Annotated in this window: 15 protein-coding genes and 1 riboswitch; of the genes, 5 read left to right on the plus strand and 10 right to left on the minus strand. The window is 71.3% G+C overall.

The features are described 5' to 3' along the window. From ACKTSN_RS33915 to thiO, 5 genes are all read right to left on the minus strand, one after another. Nucleotides 1-873, minus strand: a complete 873-nt coding sequence (locus ACKTSN_RS33915) for a deoxyribonuclease IV (RefSeq protein WP_409472606.1) — start codon at nt 871-873, stop codon at nt 1-3. Nucleotides 874-907: 34 nt separating this feature from the next. Beyond that, nucleotides 908-2,830: a Stk1 family PASTA domain-containing Ser/Thr kinase gene (gene pknB, locus ACKTSN_RS33920; RefSeq protein ID WP_409472607.1), complete on the minus strand. Its 1,923-nt coding sequence runs from the start codon at nt 2,828-2,830 to the stop codon at nt 908-910. Nucleotides 2,831-2,922: 92 nt separating this feature from the next. After that, nucleotides 2,923-3,717 carry a thiazole synthase gene (locus tag ACKTSN_RS33925; protein WP_224739039.1) on the minus strand — a complete coding sequence of 265 codons (795 nt, stop codon included), beginning with the start codon at nt 3,715-3,717 and terminating at the stop codon, nt 2,923-2,925. Between the two features lie 3 nt (nt 3,718-3,720). Continuing rightward, nucleotides 3,721-3,921, minus strand: a complete 201-nt coding sequence (gene thiS / locus ACKTSN_RS33930; RefSeq protein WP_385258713.1) for a sulfur carrier protein ThiS — start codon at nt 3,919-3,921, stop codon at nt 3,721-3,723. A gap of 20 nt (nt 3,922-3,941) precedes the next feature. Then, nucleotides 3,942-5,108 (minus strand): glycine oxidase ThiO, encoded by a 1,167-nt coding sequence (thiO, locus tag ACKTSN_RS33935; RefSeq protein WP_409472608.1) that lies wholly within the window; start codon nt 5,106-5,108, stop codon nt 3,942-3,944. Next, nucleotides 5,105-5,217, minus strand: a riboswitch (TPP riboswitch). It overlaps the preceding gene by 4 nt. 435 nt (nt 5,218-5,652) lie before the next feature. On the opposite strand from thiO, the gene ACKTSN_RS33940 reads away from it, so the two are divergent. The 5 genes from ACKTSN_RS33940 (at nt 5,653) to ACKTSN_RS33960 (ending at nt 10,164) form a co-directional block, all read left to right on the plus strand. Continuing rightward, nucleotides 5,653-6,903 carry an NAD(P)/FAD-dependent oxidoreductase gene (locus tag ACKTSN_RS33940; protein ID WP_409472609.1) on the plus strand — a complete coding sequence of 417 codons (1,251 nt, stop codon included), beginning with the start codon at nt 5,653-5,655 and terminating at the stop codon, nt 6,901-6,903. Between the two features lie 106 nt (nt 6,904-7,009). Beyond that, entirely contained in the window at nt 7,010-7,375 is a 366-nt protein-coding gene (locus tag ACKTSN_RS33945; RefSeq protein WP_385258703.1) for an Rv2175c family DNA-binding protein, read from the plus strand. A gap of 100 nt (nt 7,376-7,475) precedes the next feature. Then, on the plus strand, nt 7,476-8,138 hold the full coding sequence (thiE, locus tag ACKTSN_RS33950; RefSeq protein WP_409472610.1) for a thiamine phosphate synthase: 663 nt from the start codon (nt 7,476-7,478) through the stop codon (nt 8,136-8,138). 107 nt (nt 8,139-8,245) lie between these two features. Further along, a complete protein-coding gene (gene metF / locus ACKTSN_RS33955; RefSeq protein WP_409472611.1) occupies nt 8,246-9,169 on the plus strand; it encodes a methylenetetrahydrofolate reductase [NAD(P)H] in 924 nt (307 codons plus the stop codon). 56 nt (nt 9,170-9,225) lie between these two features. Further along, complete coding sequence (locus ACKTSN_RS33960) at nt 9,226-10,164, plus strand: hypothetical protein (RefSeq protein WP_409472612.1); 939 nt, start codon at nt 9,226-9,228, stop codon at nt 10,162-10,164. Between the two features lie 10 nt (nt 10,165-10,174). Here ACKTSN_RS33960 and ACKTSN_RS33965 read toward each other — a convergent pair whose 3' ends face one another. The 5 genes from ACKTSN_RS33965 to ACKTSN_RS33985 form a co-directional block, all read right to left on the minus strand. Then, nucleotides 10,175-11,692: a phytoene desaturase family protein gene (locus tag ACKTSN_RS33965; protein WP_409472613.1), complete on the minus strand. Its 1,518-nt coding sequence runs from the start codon at nt 11,690-11,692 to the stop codon at nt 10,175-10,177. 74 nt (nt 11,693-11,766) lie between these two features. Beyond that, nucleotides 11,767-12,381: a DUF4126 domain-containing protein gene (locus tag ACKTSN_RS33970; protein ID WP_409472614.1), complete on the minus strand. Its 615-nt coding sequence runs from the start codon at nt 12,379-12,381 to the stop codon at nt 11,767-11,769. A gap of 411 nt (nt 12,382-12,792) precedes the next feature. Continuing rightward, on the minus strand, nt 12,793-13,422 hold the full coding sequence (locus ACKTSN_RS33975; protein WP_409472615.1) for a TetR/AcrR family transcriptional regulator: 630 nt from the start codon (nt 13,420-13,422) through the stop codon (nt 12,793-12,795). Between the two features lie 50 nt (nt 13,423-13,472). After that, complete coding sequence (locus tag ACKTSN_RS33980; RefSeq protein ID WP_409472616.1) at nt 13,473-15,557, minus strand: YhgE/Pip family protein; 2,085 nt, start codon at nt 15,555-15,557, stop codon at nt 13,473-13,475. After that, complete coding sequence (locus tag ACKTSN_RS33985; protein WP_409472617.1) at nt 15,529-16,329, minus strand: ATP-binding cassette domain-containing protein; 801 nt, start codon at nt 16,327-16,329, stop codon at nt 15,529-15,531. Before ACKTSN_RS33985 ends, ACKTSN_RS33980 begins: the two co-directional genes overlap by 29 nt. Between the last annotated feature and the right edge of the window lie 161 nt (nt 16,330-16,490).

The following is a 16,490-nucleotide window of genomic DNA, read 5'->3' on the forward strand; positions in this document are numbered from 1 at the left end:
TCAGCCGTCCCTGAGCCTCTTCAGCCGGGCCACGTCCGCCGCGTGCCCCTCCTTGCCGCCGGGTGTCTCGATGATCAGCGGTACGCCCTCGGTGGCGGGGTGGGCCATCAGCGCCCGGAACGGGTCCTCGCCGATGTGTCCGGCGCCAATGTTCTCGTGCCGGTCCTTGTGTGCGCCCACCACGTCCTTGGAGTCGTTGGCATGGATCAGTTTCAGCCGGCCCTCGCCGACCGTGTCCACCAGCAGGTCCAGCGTCTGGTGCATGCCGCTCGGGCCGGTCAGGTCGTGTCCGGCGGCGAAGACATGGCAGGTGTCGAGACAGACCCCCAGCTTCGGATGGGCGTCCAGGGCCTCGAAGTACGGCCCGAAGTCCCAGGTGCGCGAACACAGGGAGGCGCCCTGTCCCGCCGTGGACTCCAGCAGCAGGTACGGATCGTCGTCATGGGTGAGCTCGTCCAGCAGCGGCAGCAGGTACTCCCGTACCTGCTTCAGGGCCACCGAGCGGTCCCGGCCACCGGTCGCGCTCCCGGTGTGCACGACCACACCCAGCGCGCCGATCTCCCGTCCACGCCGCAGCGAGTGCCGCAGCGACTCCACCGACCTCTCCACGGTGGCCTCGGTGTGTGAGCCGAAGTTGATCAGGTACGGCGCATGCACATACGCCGGTATCGACTCTGCTGCGCACGTCGCCCGGAACTCCTCGTCCTGTGCCGGGTTCCCGACGGGCGTGGCCCAGCCGCGCGGGTTGGCGACGAAGACCTGCACGGTCTCGGCCTTGAGATCGTGGGCGTACGTCAGGCCTACGGAGTGCAGGCCGCCGGCGACGGGGACGTGACCGCCGACGGGATTGCGGGAGGGGTGTTGACTCTTCACGCGTTCAGGGTGTCACGTCCCCGAGCGTGCCCCGTCAGCCGATCTCGATGGTGATCGTCGACCCCTTGGGAGCCGTCTCGCCGCCCTCCACCGACTGGCCCTGCACCTCGTCGCCGAACAGCCCGAGCAGACCGCGGTCCTCGTCGACCTGGAAGCCGGCGTCCTCCAGCTGCTGCCTGGCCTCGTCGACGCTGTCACCGACCACGTCCGGAACCTCGACCATCTCCGGGCCCTTGGACAGCGTCAGCGTCACCGTGTCGCCCTCGGCGGCCCGGCTGTCGGCCTGCGGCGACTGCCGGGCGACCTGGCCCGCGTCGTACTCCGAGTTGACCCGCTGGGACGCGATGCGCACCTTGAGGCCGGCCTCCTGGAGTTCGTCCCGGGCGTCGTCAAGGTCGCGGCCGGTGACGTCCGGGACGTCCACCGGGCTGCCCTTGCTGACGGTGAGCGCGATCGCCGTGCCCGCGCGGGTCTTCGTGCCCGTCTGCGGGTCCGAGCTGATCACGAACCCCTTGGTGACGTCGTCGCTGAACTCCCGGGTCACCATGCCCGGCTCCAACCCGCTGTCCTTCAGCAGGTCGCGCGCCTTGTCCAGCCGGTAGCCCGCCAGATCAGGCACCTTCACGATCTCCGGGCCGTCGGAGATGGTGAGTGCGACGGAGTCGTTCTGCCGGATCCGGGCGCCCGGCGCCGGGTCGGTGCTGATGACCGTGCCGCGCTTCACGGTGTCGCTGTAGGCGTGCTCGATCTGCCCGACCTCCAGCCCGGCGTCCGCGAGCCGGTCCTTGGCCTCGGCCTCGGTCTTCGCCAGCAGCGGCGGGACCTTGGTGAACTGGCCGGAGTTGATGTACCAGACACCCGTGCCGACGCCGAGCACCAGCAGGACGGCGGCGATGATCGTGAACATCGTGCGCCGGGGCGGGGCCGAGCGCCGCGGAGCCGGAGCCGGCGGGGCCTGCAGTCGGCTGGTCCGGTTGAGCCGGGGTTCGTCGTCCTCGTTGACGGGCAGCTGCCGCAGCGCGGTCAGCGCGCGCGGGATCACGCTCGTACGGTCGTCGGCGTTGTCGTGTTCCGCGGTGAGCGCCTGCGGCGGGATCGCGTCGAGCTGGTCCGCGCCGAGCGCGCCGCGCGCCTCGCGGACCTGGGCGAGCAGCGCCACCGCGTCGTGCGGGCGGACGTCCGGGGTGCGCGAGGTCGCCGAGGCGACCAGCTCGTCCAGCTCGTACGCCAGGCCCGGCACGGCGGCCGAGGGCGGCGGGACGTCGTCGTGGATGTGCTTGTAGAGCACCTGGGCGGGGGAGTCCCCGGAGTGCGGCTTGGCGCCGGTCAGCATCTCGTACAGCACGACACCGCACGCGTACACGTCGACGCGGGGGTCGGCGCTGCCCTGCTCGATCTGCTCCGGTGCGAGGTAGGACACCGTGCCGAGGACGGACCCGGTGGTGCTGGTGACCGTGTCCACCGCCCGGACCAGCCCGAAGTCGGCGACCTTGACCCGGCCGTCGTCCCCTATCAGGACGTTCTCCGGCTTCATGTCGCGGTGCACGAACCCGGCGCGGTGCGCGGCGCCGAGCGCGGCGAGGACCGGCTCCAGGATGTCCAGCGCGGCCCGCGGCTGCAGTGCTCCGCGCTCGCGCAGCACATCACGCAGGGTGCAGCCGGAGACGTACTCCATGGCCAGATAGACGTACGACCCGTCGGCGCCCTGGTCGAACACCTGGACGACATTGGGGTGGGCGAGCCGGGCGACCGACTTGGCCTCGCGGATGAACCGCTCGACGAACGTGCCGTCCGTCGCGAGCGCCGGGTGCATCACCTTGAGCGCGAGGACGCGGTCCAGACGGGTGTCCACGGCCCGGTAGACCGTGGCCATCCCGCCGACCGCGATCCTCGCGTCGACGCGATAACGGCCGTCGAGCAGCTGCCCGACCAGAGGGTCCTGAAGGGTCGTGTCCACGCAGGCGAGTGTACGAGCAGCCACCGACACGCCGCCCCGTTCAGCCCCGTTGAGGGCCCACTTGAAGCGCACCTGTGACGGAACCCACGAACTCAAAAGGCAGGCCGCTCAGGGTCCAGCGCAGCGATCCCCTCCACAGGAGAAGACGCCTCCGCGAAGTGCCGCCGAGGGATCCGCCCCGCCCGGAACGCCAGCCGCCCCGCCTCCACCGCATGCCGCATGGCGTCAGCCATCAGCACCGGCTCCTGCGCCCGCGTCACGGCCGAGGCGAGCATCACACCCGCGCACCCCAGCTCCATCGCGAACGCCGCGTCCGACGCCGTACCGGCCCCCGCATCCAGAATCACCGGCACACGCGCGTGCTCCACGATCAACTGGAAGTTGTGCGGATTGCGAATCCCGAGCCCCGACCCGATCGGCGACCCCAGCGGCATGATCGCGGCACACCCCACGTCCTGAAGCTTCCGCGCCAGCACGGGATCGTCGTTCGTGTACGGCAGCACCGTGAACCCGTCGTCCACCAGCGTCTCCGCCGCCTCCAGCAGCTCGATCGGATCCGGCAGCAGCGTCCGCTCGTCGGCGATGACCTCCAGCTTGACCAGCTCCGTCCCGAGCGCCTCCCGCGCCAGCCGGGCCGTGAGCACGGCCTCACCCGCGGTGAAACACCCCGCGGTGTTCGGCAGCACCCGAATCCCCAGCCGGTCCAGCACCGACAGCACGGACCCGTGCACGTCGGGATTCACCCGCCGCATGGCCACCGTGGTCAGCTCCGTTCCGGAAGCCACCAGCGCCCGCTCCAGCACGTCGAGGCTGGGCGCACCCCCGGTGCCCATGATCAGCCGGGACGTGAAGGTCGTACCACCCAGGACAAAGGGATCGTCGGCCATGGGTCAGCCTCCTTGGACGGCGGTGAGGACTTCGACACGGTCCCCCTCGGAGAGGGGTGTGGTCGGCCACTGCGCGCGCGGGACGACGGTTTCGTTGAGGGCGGCGGCCACTCCGGAGGGGGCTGCCGTGAGGGTCTTCACCAGGACGTCGAGAGCCGTGCCGGGCTCGACCTCGCGCGGCTCGCCGTTGACGGAGATGGTCATGCGGGCTGCTCCGTGCATGTTCATGCGGGCTGCTCCGTGAGTACTGCGCTGAAGCGTTTCGGGGTGAAGGGGCGGGCCACGTCCGGGAGTTCGCCGGTGGTGAGCAGATGCGCCATGACGTCGCCGGTGACGGGGGTCAGCAGGACGCCGTTGCGGTAGTGCCCGGTGGCCAGCAGCAGTCCGTCCAGCCCGGTCGGTCCGAGCAGGGGCGCGTTGTCGGGCGAGCCGGGGCGCAGTCCGGCCCGCGTCTCGGTCAGCGGCAGCTCGGTGATGCCGGGCACCAGCTCGTGCGCGTCCCGCAGCAGCTGGTACACGCCCCCGGCCGTGACCGTCGTGTCCCAGCCGAGCTCCTCACTGGTCGCCCCGACGACCAGCTCGCCGCTCTCGCGCGGCACCAGGTAGACATGGCTGCCGCGGACGACCGCGCGCACGGTCCGGCTCAGGAACGGCGCGTACCGCTTCGGCACGGTCAGCCGCAGCACCTGTCCCTTCACGGGCCGTACCGGAGGCAGGACGGCGTCCGGGACGCCCGCGAGCCGCCCGCTGAGGCTCCCCGCGGCCAGGACCACCTGCCCGGCGGCCAGGTAGGTGCCCGCGCGCGTGACGGCTCCCGCGGCCCGGTCCCGTACGACCACGAGCCTTTCCGCCCACTCCCGGCGGAAGACCACGCCCGCCCGCTCGCACGCGGTCACCAGCGCCCCCGTGAGCCGCCGCGGGTCGATCTGGTGGTCGCCGTCGACCCGCAGCCCGCCGCGCACCCCCGGCGCGAGCATCGGTTCCAGGCGCCGGCAGTCCCGTCCGGACAGCCACTCCGAGTCCAGGCCCGACTGCCGTTGCAGTGCGTGCAGTTCCCGCAGATGGGCGCGGTCGTCGGCGTCCAGGGCGACGGCGAGCGTGCCGCACTGGCGGTAGCCGAGGTCGTGGCCGGTGAGGTCGGTGAGCTCGGCCGCGAAGTCCGGATAGCGGCGGGCCGAGGCCAGGTTCAGGCCGAGCAGGGTCTGCTCGCCGTAGTGCAGTTCCGTGACGGCGGCCAGCATCCCCGCCGCCACCTGGGCGGCCCCGCCGCCGGGTTCGGGGTCCACGACGGCGGTGGCGAAGCCGCGTTGCGCGGCCCGCCAGGCCGTGACCAGACCGATGATTCCGCCCCCGATGACGAGGACTTCTGACGTACGTGTGGATGACGACACAGGCGCTGCGCCCCTCCCTTCGCCGGCATGACCCGGATCAGGTTCGTACGGTCGGAGGCCGCCAGCCTCCCTCTCAGCCCGGTGCGTCCGGGCTCCCGCGAGTGCTCTACGTTGGCCACCCTAGCCTCTGAATCCACGCCTCTGTAAGGGAGCCTGTTGTCATGCCCCGCCCGCTCGACGGCCTCGCTTACACCTACGCGCGGTAGTGGTAGTGTTACGGCGTGCTGTGCGAGAACCAAGCCAGTGCAACAACCTCCCAGTCTCTGGGGCAACCGGGCTGGTTCCAACCCGGCTGGTGTTGAGGGAGTAAGACCTTCCGAGGCGCTGCTTCGGGCGGCTTCCTGAGCCAGGAATCCCCCTGTCTTCAGCAGGGGGAGGGTTCAAGTACCACGAGCGGGACACGCGCGCGATATCTGGGCCGAGTGCGCGGGCAGCCATCTGACCCGGTGCTCGGCCCGGCGATCGCCTGGACTTCCGGCGCTGTGGAGCAGGTCACCGAGCCCACCCCCTGACTGACAGAAAGTCAGTTGACTATGGTGATCAAGTGAGCGAGCAGACGCAGGAGACGGGGCTGTCGCAGCCGCGGCGCGTGGTCGTGGTCGGTGCGGGCATGGCCGGTGTGCAGACCGCGGTCGCCCTGCGGGAACAGGGCTTCACCGGCACCGTGACACTGATCGGCGCCGAGCCCCACCAGCCGTACGACCGTCCGCCGCTGTCCAAGGCCGTCCTGCTCGGCACGGCGGAGGGCTCCGCCTTCGATGTCGACTTCGAGGCGCTCGACATCGAGCTGCACCTCGGGCGCGACGTCCTCGGCGTCCGCCCCGACGAGCACGAGCTCGACACGGCCGCCGGGCCGGTGCCGTACGACGTCCTGGTCCTCGCGACCGGTGCCGAACCGATCACGCTGCCGGGCGCGGAGGGCGTCCCCGGCGTGCATCTGCTGCGCACCCTGGACGACGCCGAGCGGCTGCGGCCCGTGCTCGCCCGCCAGCACGACATCGTCGTGGTCGGTGCGGGCTGGATCGGCGCGGAGTTCGCCACGGCCGCGCGCGAGGCGGGCTGCGCCGTGACGGTCGTGGAGGCCGCGGACCGCCCGCTCGCCGGGGCGCTGCCCGCCGAGGTGGCCGCGCCGATGGCGGACTGGTACGCGGACAGCGGTGCCGTACTGCGCACGCACGCGCGCGTGGCGCGGATCGAGCCCGGCGCGGTCGTGCTCGACGACGGTTCGCGGCTGCCCGCCGGTGCGGTCGTGGTCGGTATCGGCGCCCGGCCCGCCACCGCCTGGCTCACCGGCGCCGACATCGAGCTCGGCGCATCCGGCGAGGTCGTGGCCGACCAGCACCTGCGCACCTCCGCGCCGGACGTCTACGCGGTGGGAGACTGCGCCTCCTTCCCTTCGGGAAGGTATGGCGAGCGCCTTCTGGTCCACCACTGGGACAACGCCCTGCAGGGCCCTCGTACGGTGGCCGCGAACATCATCGGCGAGGCGACCGGCGAGGCCCCGGTGGTCTACGACCCGGTGCCGTACTTCTGGTCCGAGCAGTTCGGCCGCTTCGTCCAGTACGCCGGCCACCACACGTCCGCCGACCGCACCGTATGGCGCGGCGACCCGTCCGGCCCCGCCTGGACCGTCTGCTGGCTGCGCGAGAACCGGCTCGTCGCCCTGCTGGCGGTGGGCCGCCCGAGGGATCTGGCCCAGGGACGACGGCTGATCGAGGCCGGCACACCGATGAACCCGGAACTGCTGGCGGACCCGGCGCGGCCGCTGAAATCTGCGGTGGCGCAGCCGTCGTAGGCACCGCCCGGACGGCCCCTTGCTCCCGGTCCGTCCCAGTGGTCGTCGCCCCAGGTCGGACCGGTCTGGCTTCCGACTGTCAGTGGGGGATGGCAGGCTAGTTTCCGTGACCGAGATTGACACAAAGATCGACGCTCTCGTCCCCGCCTGGCTCACCCTTCCCGATATCGCCGAAAAGCTCGGTGTCGAGGTGACGCGCGTGCGACAGCTGGTCAAGGATGGCCAGCTCATCGCCGTACGCCGCGGCGAGAACCGCGCGCTGCACGTCCCCGCCGCCTTTATCGACGGGGACAAGGTCGTCAAGGGCCTGTCCGGGACCCTGACGCTCCTGCGGGACGACGGCTTCACGGTCGAAGAGATGCTGGAGTGGCTGTTCACCCCCGACCCCACCCTGCCCGGCACCCCCGCGCAGGCGCTGAGCGAGAATCGCGGCACGGAGGTGAAGCGCCGCGCCCAGGCGCTCGCCGTCTGATCCGAAAACCGTCCGGCGTACGGGCCGCGGCGCGCGCAGGCCACGGCCGCTGTCCAGCGCGCTCACCCGCAGCCCGTACGCCACCCACAACGGGGGACACATGACCGCCACCGCCACCGCCGCCACCGCCCGCGCCAGGCTCGCCGACGCCCGGGTGTACCTGTGCACGGACGCGCGCAAGCGCCAGGGCGATCTGCCGGAGTTCCTGGACGCGGTCCTGGCGGGCGGGGTCGACATCGTGCAGCTGCGCGACAAGGACATGGAGGCGGCCGAGGAGCTGGAGCACCTGAAGGTGTTCGCCGAGGCCTGCGCCCGGCACGGCAGGCTCCTCGCGGTCAACGACCGCGCGGATGTCGCGCACGCCGCCGGCTCGGACGTACTCCACCTCGGCCAGGGCGATCTCCCTGTCCCCGCCGCCCGGGCGATCCTCGGCGACGACATCCTCATAGGCCGTTCCACACACGCGGAGTCCGAGGCCGCCGCGGCCGACGTCCAGGACGGCGTGGACTACTTCTGCACCGGCCCCTGCTGGCCCACCCCCACCAAGCCCGGCCGCCATGCCCCCGGCCTCGACCTGGTGCGGTACACGGCGGGGCTCGGCACCGACCGCCCCTGGTTCGCCATCGGCGGCATCGACCTCGGCAACCTCGACCAGGTGCTCGACGCGGGCGCCCGCCGGGTCGTGGTCGTACGGGCCATCACGGAGGCGGACGACCCTGGTGCGGCCGCGGCGGAGTTCGCCAAGCGGCTGCGGCAGGCGTGACACGCACGTTTGTCCAAGGTGTCCAAGGGATGGACAACAAGCCGACAAATCGGGCAAATTTACGGCATCCGGTTGGGGGACCGCCGCCCCCTGGCTAACCTGCCCGTATGGCCCTCGGAACTGCATCCACCAGGACTGATCGCGCACGTACCGTGCGCGACATGCTCGCCACCGGCAAGACGACGTACTCGTTCGAGTTCTACGCGCCGAAGACCGCCAAGGGTGAGCGCAGCCTGTGGAACGCCCTCCGCAGGGTCGAGGCGGTGGCCCCCGACTTCGTCTCCGTGACGTACGGTGCCGGCGGTTCAACGCGCGCGAGCACGGTCAAGGAGACCGAGCAGATCGTCGCCGACACCACCCTCACCCCGGTCGCCCACCTCACCGCGGTCGACCACTCCATCACCGAACTGCGCAACGTCATCGGCCAGTTCGCCGACGCCGGCATCCGCAACATGCTCGCTCTGCGCGGCGACCCGCCCGGCGACCCGATGGGAGAGTGGGTGCCGCATCCCAAGGGCCTCACCTACGCCGCCGAACTTGTCCGGCTCATCAAGGAGTCGGGCGACTTCTGCGTCGGCGTCGCGGCTTTCCCGGAGATGCACCCACGCTCCAGCGACTGGGACACGGACGTCACGCACTTCGTCGACAAGTGCCGCGCCGGCGCCGACTACGCGATCACCCAGATGTTCTTCCAGCCGGAGTCCTATCTCCGGCTGCGCGACCGGGTCGCGGTGGCCGGCTGTGAGACCCCGGTCATCCCGGAGGTCATGCCCGTGACCAGCCTCCGGATGCTGGAACGACTGCCGCAGCTCAGTAACGCTCACCTTCCGTCCACCTTGAAAGAGCGAATCCTCACAGCAAAAGACAATCCGGCCGCTGTACGCTCCATGGGGATCGAGTTCGCCACGGAGTTCTGCGCGCGGCTGCTGGCCGAGGGAGTGCCCGGACTGCACTTCATCACGCTCAACAACTCCACGGCGACGCTGGAAATCTACGAGAATCTGGGCCTGCACCACCCACCGCGGGCCTAGACCGGTCGCACGCTCATACGACACACTGCGTAGCGGCCACTGGGAGAGGGGCGTACATGGGCTGGACGGTCCTCTACATCGCGTTCGGCATCGTCGCGCTGTGGCTGCTCGGCGAGGTGCTGCTGCAGTACAAGGCACGGCTTCGCTGGCGGCTGCTGGCGTTCGTCGGCTTCCTCGGTGTCGTCGTCGGTGTACTGATCCCGTCCGTCGTCGTGATCGGACTGGGCGCCGCCGCCTTCGCGGTCGGGCAGACATACGTCACGCTGTCGTTCCGCCGCGGTTTCGCCGCCGGCTGGGCGGTCACCGGGCGTTCGGGCCTGGGCGGCAGCAAGCGCCGCCGCGGCGAGCCGGAGCACCAGGACCCGACCCTCGAGGTCTCCGATCTGGAAGCGGGCGACTACGGCGACGCCGACGCCCAGTACGGTCACGCGGGCGGCGCCCAAGGCCAGGACGACCACGACCGCGACGACGTCTTCACACCCGCCCGCTCCGCCGCCGCTTCCGCGGCCGCCGAAACCACCGCCGTGTACGAACCGCAGCCGATGCCCGACGACACCGGCTCGTACGGCATATACGGCGACACCGCGTACGCCGCGGGGCAGACCCAGGACCAGTACGCGACGGCCGCCCAGAGTGCCGATCAGAACTACGCCTACGACGGTTACTCCTACGGCCAGCAGCAGTACGGCTACGACACCACCGGCCAGCAGCAGTACGCCGCGTACTCCGACCCGTACATCGGCACCCAGACCTACGGCGGTGCCGCGTACGACACCGGCTACGACCAGCAGCAGTACGGTCAGCAGGCCTACGGCCAGGACCAGTACGCCACCGGCAGCTACGGCGGCCACACGCCGCCCGGCGGCGTGTGGGTACCGCAGCAGCGCAGCACCGACGACGCCTACGGCGGGGAACTCCCGCCCGAGCAGCCCTACCCGTACCAGGGCGACGGTCAGGCGCAGGGGAACGAGTACGACGAGCGGTACCGCTTCTGAACGCCGCCTCTCACTGAGATCCGCGGAAGTCAGGACCCTCCACGATCAGCCCCGCCACCAGGGCGCCCGACATGCCGGCATGGGGGAGACCGCCGCCCGGGTGAGACCAGCCGCCGACGGTGAACAGGCCAGGCAGCCCGGTCGTGTTCGACGGGTGCAGCAGCCGGCCCCCGGCCGCCGCCAGAGCCGGTGCCGGCACCGCCCCGCCCTCCGCGCCGGTCACCTCCGCGATGTCGGCCGGAGTACGCAGCTCGCGCCAGAGGAGGCGGTCCCGCAGGTCGGGTATGACGCGTTCGGCGACGGTGATCATGGCCTCTGTGTGCCGGTCGAGGACCTCCGCGTCGGCCCGGCTCCGCTCACCCGGCATGGAGGCGACCGTGGCGGTCAGCGTGACCGCCTCGTGCGCGGGGTCCGGGACCAGCTGGGGATCGTCGGGCCGCAGCACCGTGACCGTGGGACGGGCGGCCATCCCCGCGGGCGTGCCGAACAGGGACTCCAGCTCGAGCTCGCGGTCCTCCGCGTGCACCACCGTCCGATGAACCGTCCCCTCCGGACGCCTGCCGCGCAGCGCCAGCAGCACCGTCAGACGGCTCGGCAGCCCGCGCTGCCCCGGGACCTCGCCTGCCCCCCGTATCGCCGTAGCGGGCACGGCACGGCTCAGCACCTCCGGTGCGACACCGGCGACCACGAAGTCCGCCTCCGCCACCGTCCCGTCGGCGAGTTCCACCCCCGCGGCCCGGCCGTCCTTCTCCAGCACCGTCGTCACCTCGGCGTCGAAGACGAACTCGACCCGCCGGGCCAGGCAACGCTCGTACACCGCGCGTGCGAGCTCCCGGATGCCACCGCGCACGTACCAGGTGCCGAAGGCGTGATCCATGTACGGCAGCACGGCGGCGGCGGCCGGAGCGACGCGCGGGTCCAGGCCGTACGCGAGGGCCTGGCTCTCCAGCAGGGCGATCAGCCGGGGATCGCGCAGCTCCCAGGCGCCGACCTCGGCGAGCGTGCCGGCCCGGCGGGTGCGCAGCAGCCGCTTGTGCGGGACGGCGGGGTAGGGCTCACGCTCTGCCAGCACCGGCCAGTTCGGCCACAGGGGCTCCTCCAGGAGAGGCCTGCGGGTCCGGTCCCAGGCCTCGCGGGCCCGCACCAGGAAGTCGCCCCAGCGTCCGCCCGCCCCCGACCCCAGCGCCTCGTCCAGGGCGGCGACCGCTCCCGCGCGCGAGGCGTTCGGCAGCGACACCTCGGTGCCGTCCGCGAAGACATGCCGGGCCGACGGGTCGACCTGGATCAGCTCGACGCACGCCTCCAGCGGCTCCTTGCCGGTCTTGAGGAACAGGTCGCGGTGGACCGCGGGCAGAGGCAGCAGCCCGGGGCCGGTGTCGAAGGAGAACCCCTCCCGCTCCAGTCGGCGCACCGCGCCGCCGTACGTCTCCGTCCGCTCGTACACCGCAACCCGGTGGCCCGCGACGGCCAGCCGGGCAGCAGCCGCCATCGCGCCCATCCCGGCGCCGATCACCGCAATCCGTGCCATGCCTGCGACTTTATCGGCCGCCGCTGACAATCCGCCCGCGGGCCTGTGACCTGCACGCTCCCATGGCCCGGAGGTCAGCTGGGCGGTGGTCCGGCCCGCGCCGCCAGTCGCCGTTCCTCCCGGCGCTGCGCCCTGCGGCGCTGGAAGCGGCGGATACGAGAGACGAGGAAGTACAGCATGATCAGCCCGGCGACCAGCAGCACGCCGGCGATGACGGCCGCCGCCTCCGGATGGAACATCGCGAACGTGACGATCCCACCGACCCCGAGATCCTCGGCCACGCTGATGATCACGTTGCTGATGGGTTCCGGCGAGCTGTTGACCGCCATCCGCGTGCCGGCCTTGACCGCATGGCTGGCCGGCGCCGTCGAACCGCCGATGGCGCCCGCCGTCAGATCGGAAAGCGAACCGCTCTGGCCCGCGAGCAGCGCCCCGATCCAGGCCCCGCTGGCCGGCCGGATCAGCGTGTGCACCGAGTCCCACGCCGAGTCGACGTAGGGGATCTTGTCGGCGACCGCCTCGCCCAGGAACAGCACACCCGCCGTGATCAGCACCTCGGGGCGCTGCAGCGACTCGGGGACCTCGTCGCTCAGTCCCGTCGCACCGAAGAAGCCGAGCACCAGCACCACCGCGTACGCGTTGACGCCGCTGGCCCAGCCGCTGGTGAACACCAGGGGGAGCACGGACACGGACGCGATCGTGACCAGCCGTGGCCGACGCGTCCTGGGGGCGAGTGCGTACGGCTGAGTATCCGTACTCAGGCGACGAGATGAGTACGCGCGCGGATGGGGGCCGACCTGCGCGAACGAGAGAGTGGAGGCACGGAGAGGGGCACGGCGCCGGCACCGGCGACACGGGGCGCCGGAACGGCCCGGCCCACGATCCGCTCCTTCCGCCGGCCCCGGTCGGCGGGAGCGAGGCACGGGGGAGTCCGGGGGAGGACCGAAGGGGCCCGACGGGGGAGAAGAGGGCCCAACGGGGGAAACGGGGGCGCACAGGGAAGCGCCGGTTCGAGTGGCCCGCGGGGGACGCGGCCATCTCGGACCGGCGCTTTCGTGCTGCCTGTTCGTGCTGCCTAAGGGCGCCCGTTGACCCGCTGCCTAGGGGCGCCCGCTGACCCGCCCCTGGAGCAGCCGTGAGAGGGCTGCGTGGACGTCGTCCAGGGAACGCTCCGGCTGGAACGCCTGCCAGTCCAGTGCGGCCACCAGCACCATGCCGACGAGCGCCGCCGCCGTCAGCGGCACGTCGATCTCCTCGCTGAACTCGCCGTTCTCGATGCCCTCGCGCAGCACGTCCTCGACGACCGCCACCGCCTTCTGCCGGACCACCAGCAGGGTGGACTGCCAGGCCCGGTTGGTACGCCACAGCTCGGCCACGTACAGCTGGGTGAAGGCCGGATACCGGTCGATGAAGACGAGCCCGGCCCGGATCATCGCATCCAGGGCGGCCACCTTGGTGCCGCCCTCCTTCGCCGTCTGCTCGGCCGCCTCCCGGAGGGAGGCGGTGAGGAGGCCCACGCCGTGCCGCAGCAGCTCCTCGAAGAGGACGGACTTGCTGGCGAAGTTGTAGTAGACCGTGCCCTTCGCGACCCCGGCCCGCTCGGCGATCTCGTCCACCGTGGTGGCGGAGAAGCCCTGCTCCGCAATGAGCGTGACGGCCGCTTCGTAGAGCTTCTGCCGGGTGGCCTCTCGGCGTGTGCTGGCCCCCGAGGCGGTGCTGCTGCTTTCCATGGCCCCGATTGTCACAGGAAGCCGCTCCCTCGCAGCGGCGGGAGGTGCGTTCACAGGCTCAGCTCCGGGTGCAGCCGGTCCAGGGTCCACACCTGCCGGCGCCGGGCCGACAGCGCGGTGAGCGCGAGGGCGCCCGCGGTGAAGGCGGCCAGCACCACGCACGCGTGCCACACGGGTTCCAGGCCACCACCCGAGATGAGCCTCCTGAGGGCCTCGACGACGTGACTCATCGGTAAGAAGGGGTGCAGCGCGTTGAAGAAGTCCGGGCTGGTCTGCACGGGATAGGTGCCGCCCGCGGATGTCAGTTGCAGCATCAGCAGGGCGAGAACCAGGATGCGGCCGGCGGCTCCGAAGCGGGCGTTCAGCCACTGGATCAGCGCCGCGAAGCACGCCGTCACCAGGAACAGGAAGCCCACCGTCCCGGCCGCCCGCGCCATCTCCAGCCCGACCGCCCAGTGCAGCACCGACATCAGGGCCACCGTCTGGAGTACGCCGATCGCCAGCACCGGCAGCCAGCCCGCCAGGGCGATCCGCCAGGCCGAGGCGCCGGTGGCCAGCGCCCGCCGGTTGAGCGGCGGGATCAGCATGTACGCCACCATCGCACCCACCCACAGGGACAGCGGGATGAAGTACGGGGCGAAACCGGTGCCGTAGTTGGGCGCCTTGTGCAGCGTCTTGGAGGCGAGCTGGACGGGGTCCGCCATGACCTCCGTCCGCGCGTCGCGCTGCTGCTTGTCGTAGTCGGGAATCTGCTCGGCGCCGTCGTGCAGCCCGTTCGCGAGCTTCCCGGAACCGTCGACGAGCTTGAACATGCCACCGCTGAGGTCGTCCGCGCCCGTCCTGAGGTCGCCGACGCCCTTGTCGAGGTCCACGGCGCCGGTCTTGGCGGTACCGAGCCCGGTGTGCAGCGACTTCGCACCCGTGGCGACCTTTCCTGCCCCTTCGTTCAGCTTGTTGATCCTGGAGACGGCGTCGTCGAGGTTCTCGGAGAGGTGCGGGGCGCGGTCGGCGAGGGCCTGGGACTGCTCCTCCAGGGTGGCGAGATGGTCGTCCAGCTTCTTCAGGTCGCTGTCGTGATCGGTGATCAGTGTGTTGACGTCGTCGGCGATCGTCGCCGCGTCGGCCGCCGCGTCCTTGGCCTTCTCCAGGTCGGAGCAGGCCGCATCGGGCAGTACGGGAGTCTCGCAGCGCCTCTTGTGGACGTCGTTCAGCGTGTCGGAGGCCGCCCGGGCATCCTTGGCGGCCGTCGGCGCCCGCTTCACCAGGGTCTCGAGGTTGTCGCGGATCGCCCCGGACGAGTCGGCGACGAGCTGGGCCGTGTCCCCGATGGTCTTCTCGTTGTCCTTGAGGAAGGGCCCCACCTTGTCCGCGACCCCGTTCACCTTGTCCGCAAGAGCCTGCGTCCCCTCCGCGACCCGCTTCGAACCGTCCTCCAGGTCGTCGGCGCCCTTGTTGAGCTTCTTCAGGCCCTTGGCCAGCTTCCCGCTGCCGTCCTCGGCGTCCTTCAGGCCGTCAGCGAGATCCTTAGAGCCCTTCTCCGCCGTGCCGATGCCGCTCCTGAGCTTGTCGGCGCCGCTCGCGGCCTTGACCGTCTCGCCGTGGATGTCGGAGAACGAAATGAAGATCCGGTCCAGGAACGACCGCGACGCCTTCGTGGACGCCGCCGTACGCACCTCGCTGAACACCGTTTGGGAGATCTGGCCGACGATGTAGTTGTTCGCGTCGTTCGTACGGACCTGAAGGGCGCCCGTCTCGGGAGAGTCGCCCGCGCTGGAGGCGATGCGCGCACTGAAGTCGGCCGGCATGGTCAGCGACAGGTAGTACGTGCCGTCCTCGACGCCCGCGCGGGCCTCGGCGGCGCTCACCTCATGCCAGTCGAAGACCTCGCTGTCGCGCAGCCCCGCCACGATGTCGTCGCCCGCGTTGACCTTCTTCCCGTCCGCGGTCGCCCCCTTGTCGTCGTTGACCAGCGCCACGGGGAGCCGGTCGAGGCGGCCGTACGGGTCCCAGAAGGACCACAGGTAGAGCGCGCCGTACAGCAGGGGCAGCAGCAGGAGCGCCACCAGGGCGGCGCGGGGCAGCTTGCCGCGCCCGAAGCGGCGCAGCTCAAGAGCGGCCAGTTTCGGCGAGCGCATTCGACGCCTCCTTCACCTCGTGGTCCAGAGCCTGGTCTTCCGGCTGGTCTTCCGGCTGGTCTTCGGGCGCCCGTACGTCGTTGTCGCGGGTCTGCGTGGACACCACGACCGCGTCCTCCGGAGCCTCGCTGCACACCGCCAGCACCGTCGTCCCGGCCTCGGCGATCGACCTCAACAGGGCCCAGACCTCGCCCTGTTCGGCGGGGGAGAGCTTCAGGTCGGTGTCGTCCACGCCCAGCAGTCGCGGGCGTCCGATGAGGGCCAGGGCAACGGACAGGCGCAGCGCCTCCAGGCGCTCCAGGTCGCGTACGGCGGTCCGGGAGCCCTTGGGCAGGGCCTGCCGGTCGAGGCCCGCGGCGGCCAGGGCGGTGTCGATCCGCAGTTTCGCCTCGTTCGCGCGTTCGGCGCGCGGCCGCAGCAGCCCCCGCAGCGAGTCCCCGAAGCGGCTCTGCAGCAAGGCCCGTTCGTGCAGGTGCTCCGCCACGGTCAGGGCGGGGTCGAGGTCGGTCACGCCGGGAACGTGCGCGAGCCCGCTGACCCGGCGCAGGGCCGCCGACTGCTTCGGCAGCCGGGCCTCGCCGACGGTCGCCGTCCCCTCGGTGGCCTTCATCCGTCCGGTCAGCGCGAGCAGCAGGCTCGTACGGCCCGAGCCCGACGGTCCCGCGACCGCGATCAGCGAGCCGGGCTCCGTGGTGAAGGAGACGCCGCGGAAGGCCCAGCCGCGAGGCCCTCTGAGCCCGAAGTCGCGGGCAGTGACGGCGAGTCCCCCCACAGTTCCCCCAGGAATTTTTGAACTGACTGGTCAGTGCAAAATCTAGCCCGAACCTTCGATCGAAGCAAAAGCCCAGGTCAGACGGATTGTCAGTGCCATACCTCACGATGGGCACATACGGCACCCCTTATCAGGGCGTGCCGTCACACAGACGACAGGAG

It is taken from the genome of Streptomyces flavusporus (assembly GCF_046267975.1).
In the GTDB taxonomy this organism is placed as follows: domain Bacteria; phylum Actinomycetota; class Actinomycetes; order Streptomycetales; family Streptomycetaceae; genus Streptomyces; species Streptomyces flavusporus.

Bases quoted from the DNA above. Each gene is read 5' to 3' on its own strand.
- ACKTSN_RS33925 (WP_224739039.1), bottom strand. From the start codon at position 3,717: ATGGCCGACGATCCCTTTGTCCTGGGTGGTACGACCTTCACGTCCCGG.
- thiS (WP_385258713.1), bottom strand. From the start codon at position 3,921: ATGACCATCTCCGTCAACGGCGAGCCGCGCGAGGTCGAGCCCGGCACG.
- thiE (WP_409472610.1), top strand. From the start codon at position 7,476: ATGACCGCCACCGCCACCGCCGCCACCGCCCGCGCCAGGCTCGCCGAC.
- metF (WP_409472611.1), top strand. From the start codon at position 8,246: ATGGCCCTCGGAACTGCATCCACCAGGACTGATCGCGCACGTACCGTG.
- ACKTSN_RS33960 (WP_409472612.1), top strand. From the start codon at position 9,226: ATGGGCTGGACGGTCCTCTACATCGCGTTCGGCATCGTCGCGCTGTGG.
- ACKTSN_RS33965 (WP_409472613.1), bottom strand. From the start codon at position 11,692: ATGGCACGGATTGCGGTGATCGGCGCCGGGATGGGCGCGATGGCGGCT.
- ACKTSN_RS33975 (WP_409472615.1), bottom strand. From the start codon at position 13,422: ATGGAAAGCAGCAGCACCGCCTCGGGGGCCAGCACACGCCGAGAGGCC.
- ACKTSN_RS33980 (WP_409472616.1), bottom strand. From the start codon at position 15,557: ATGCGCTCGCCGAAACTGGCCGCTCTTGAGCTGCGCCGCTTCGGGCGC.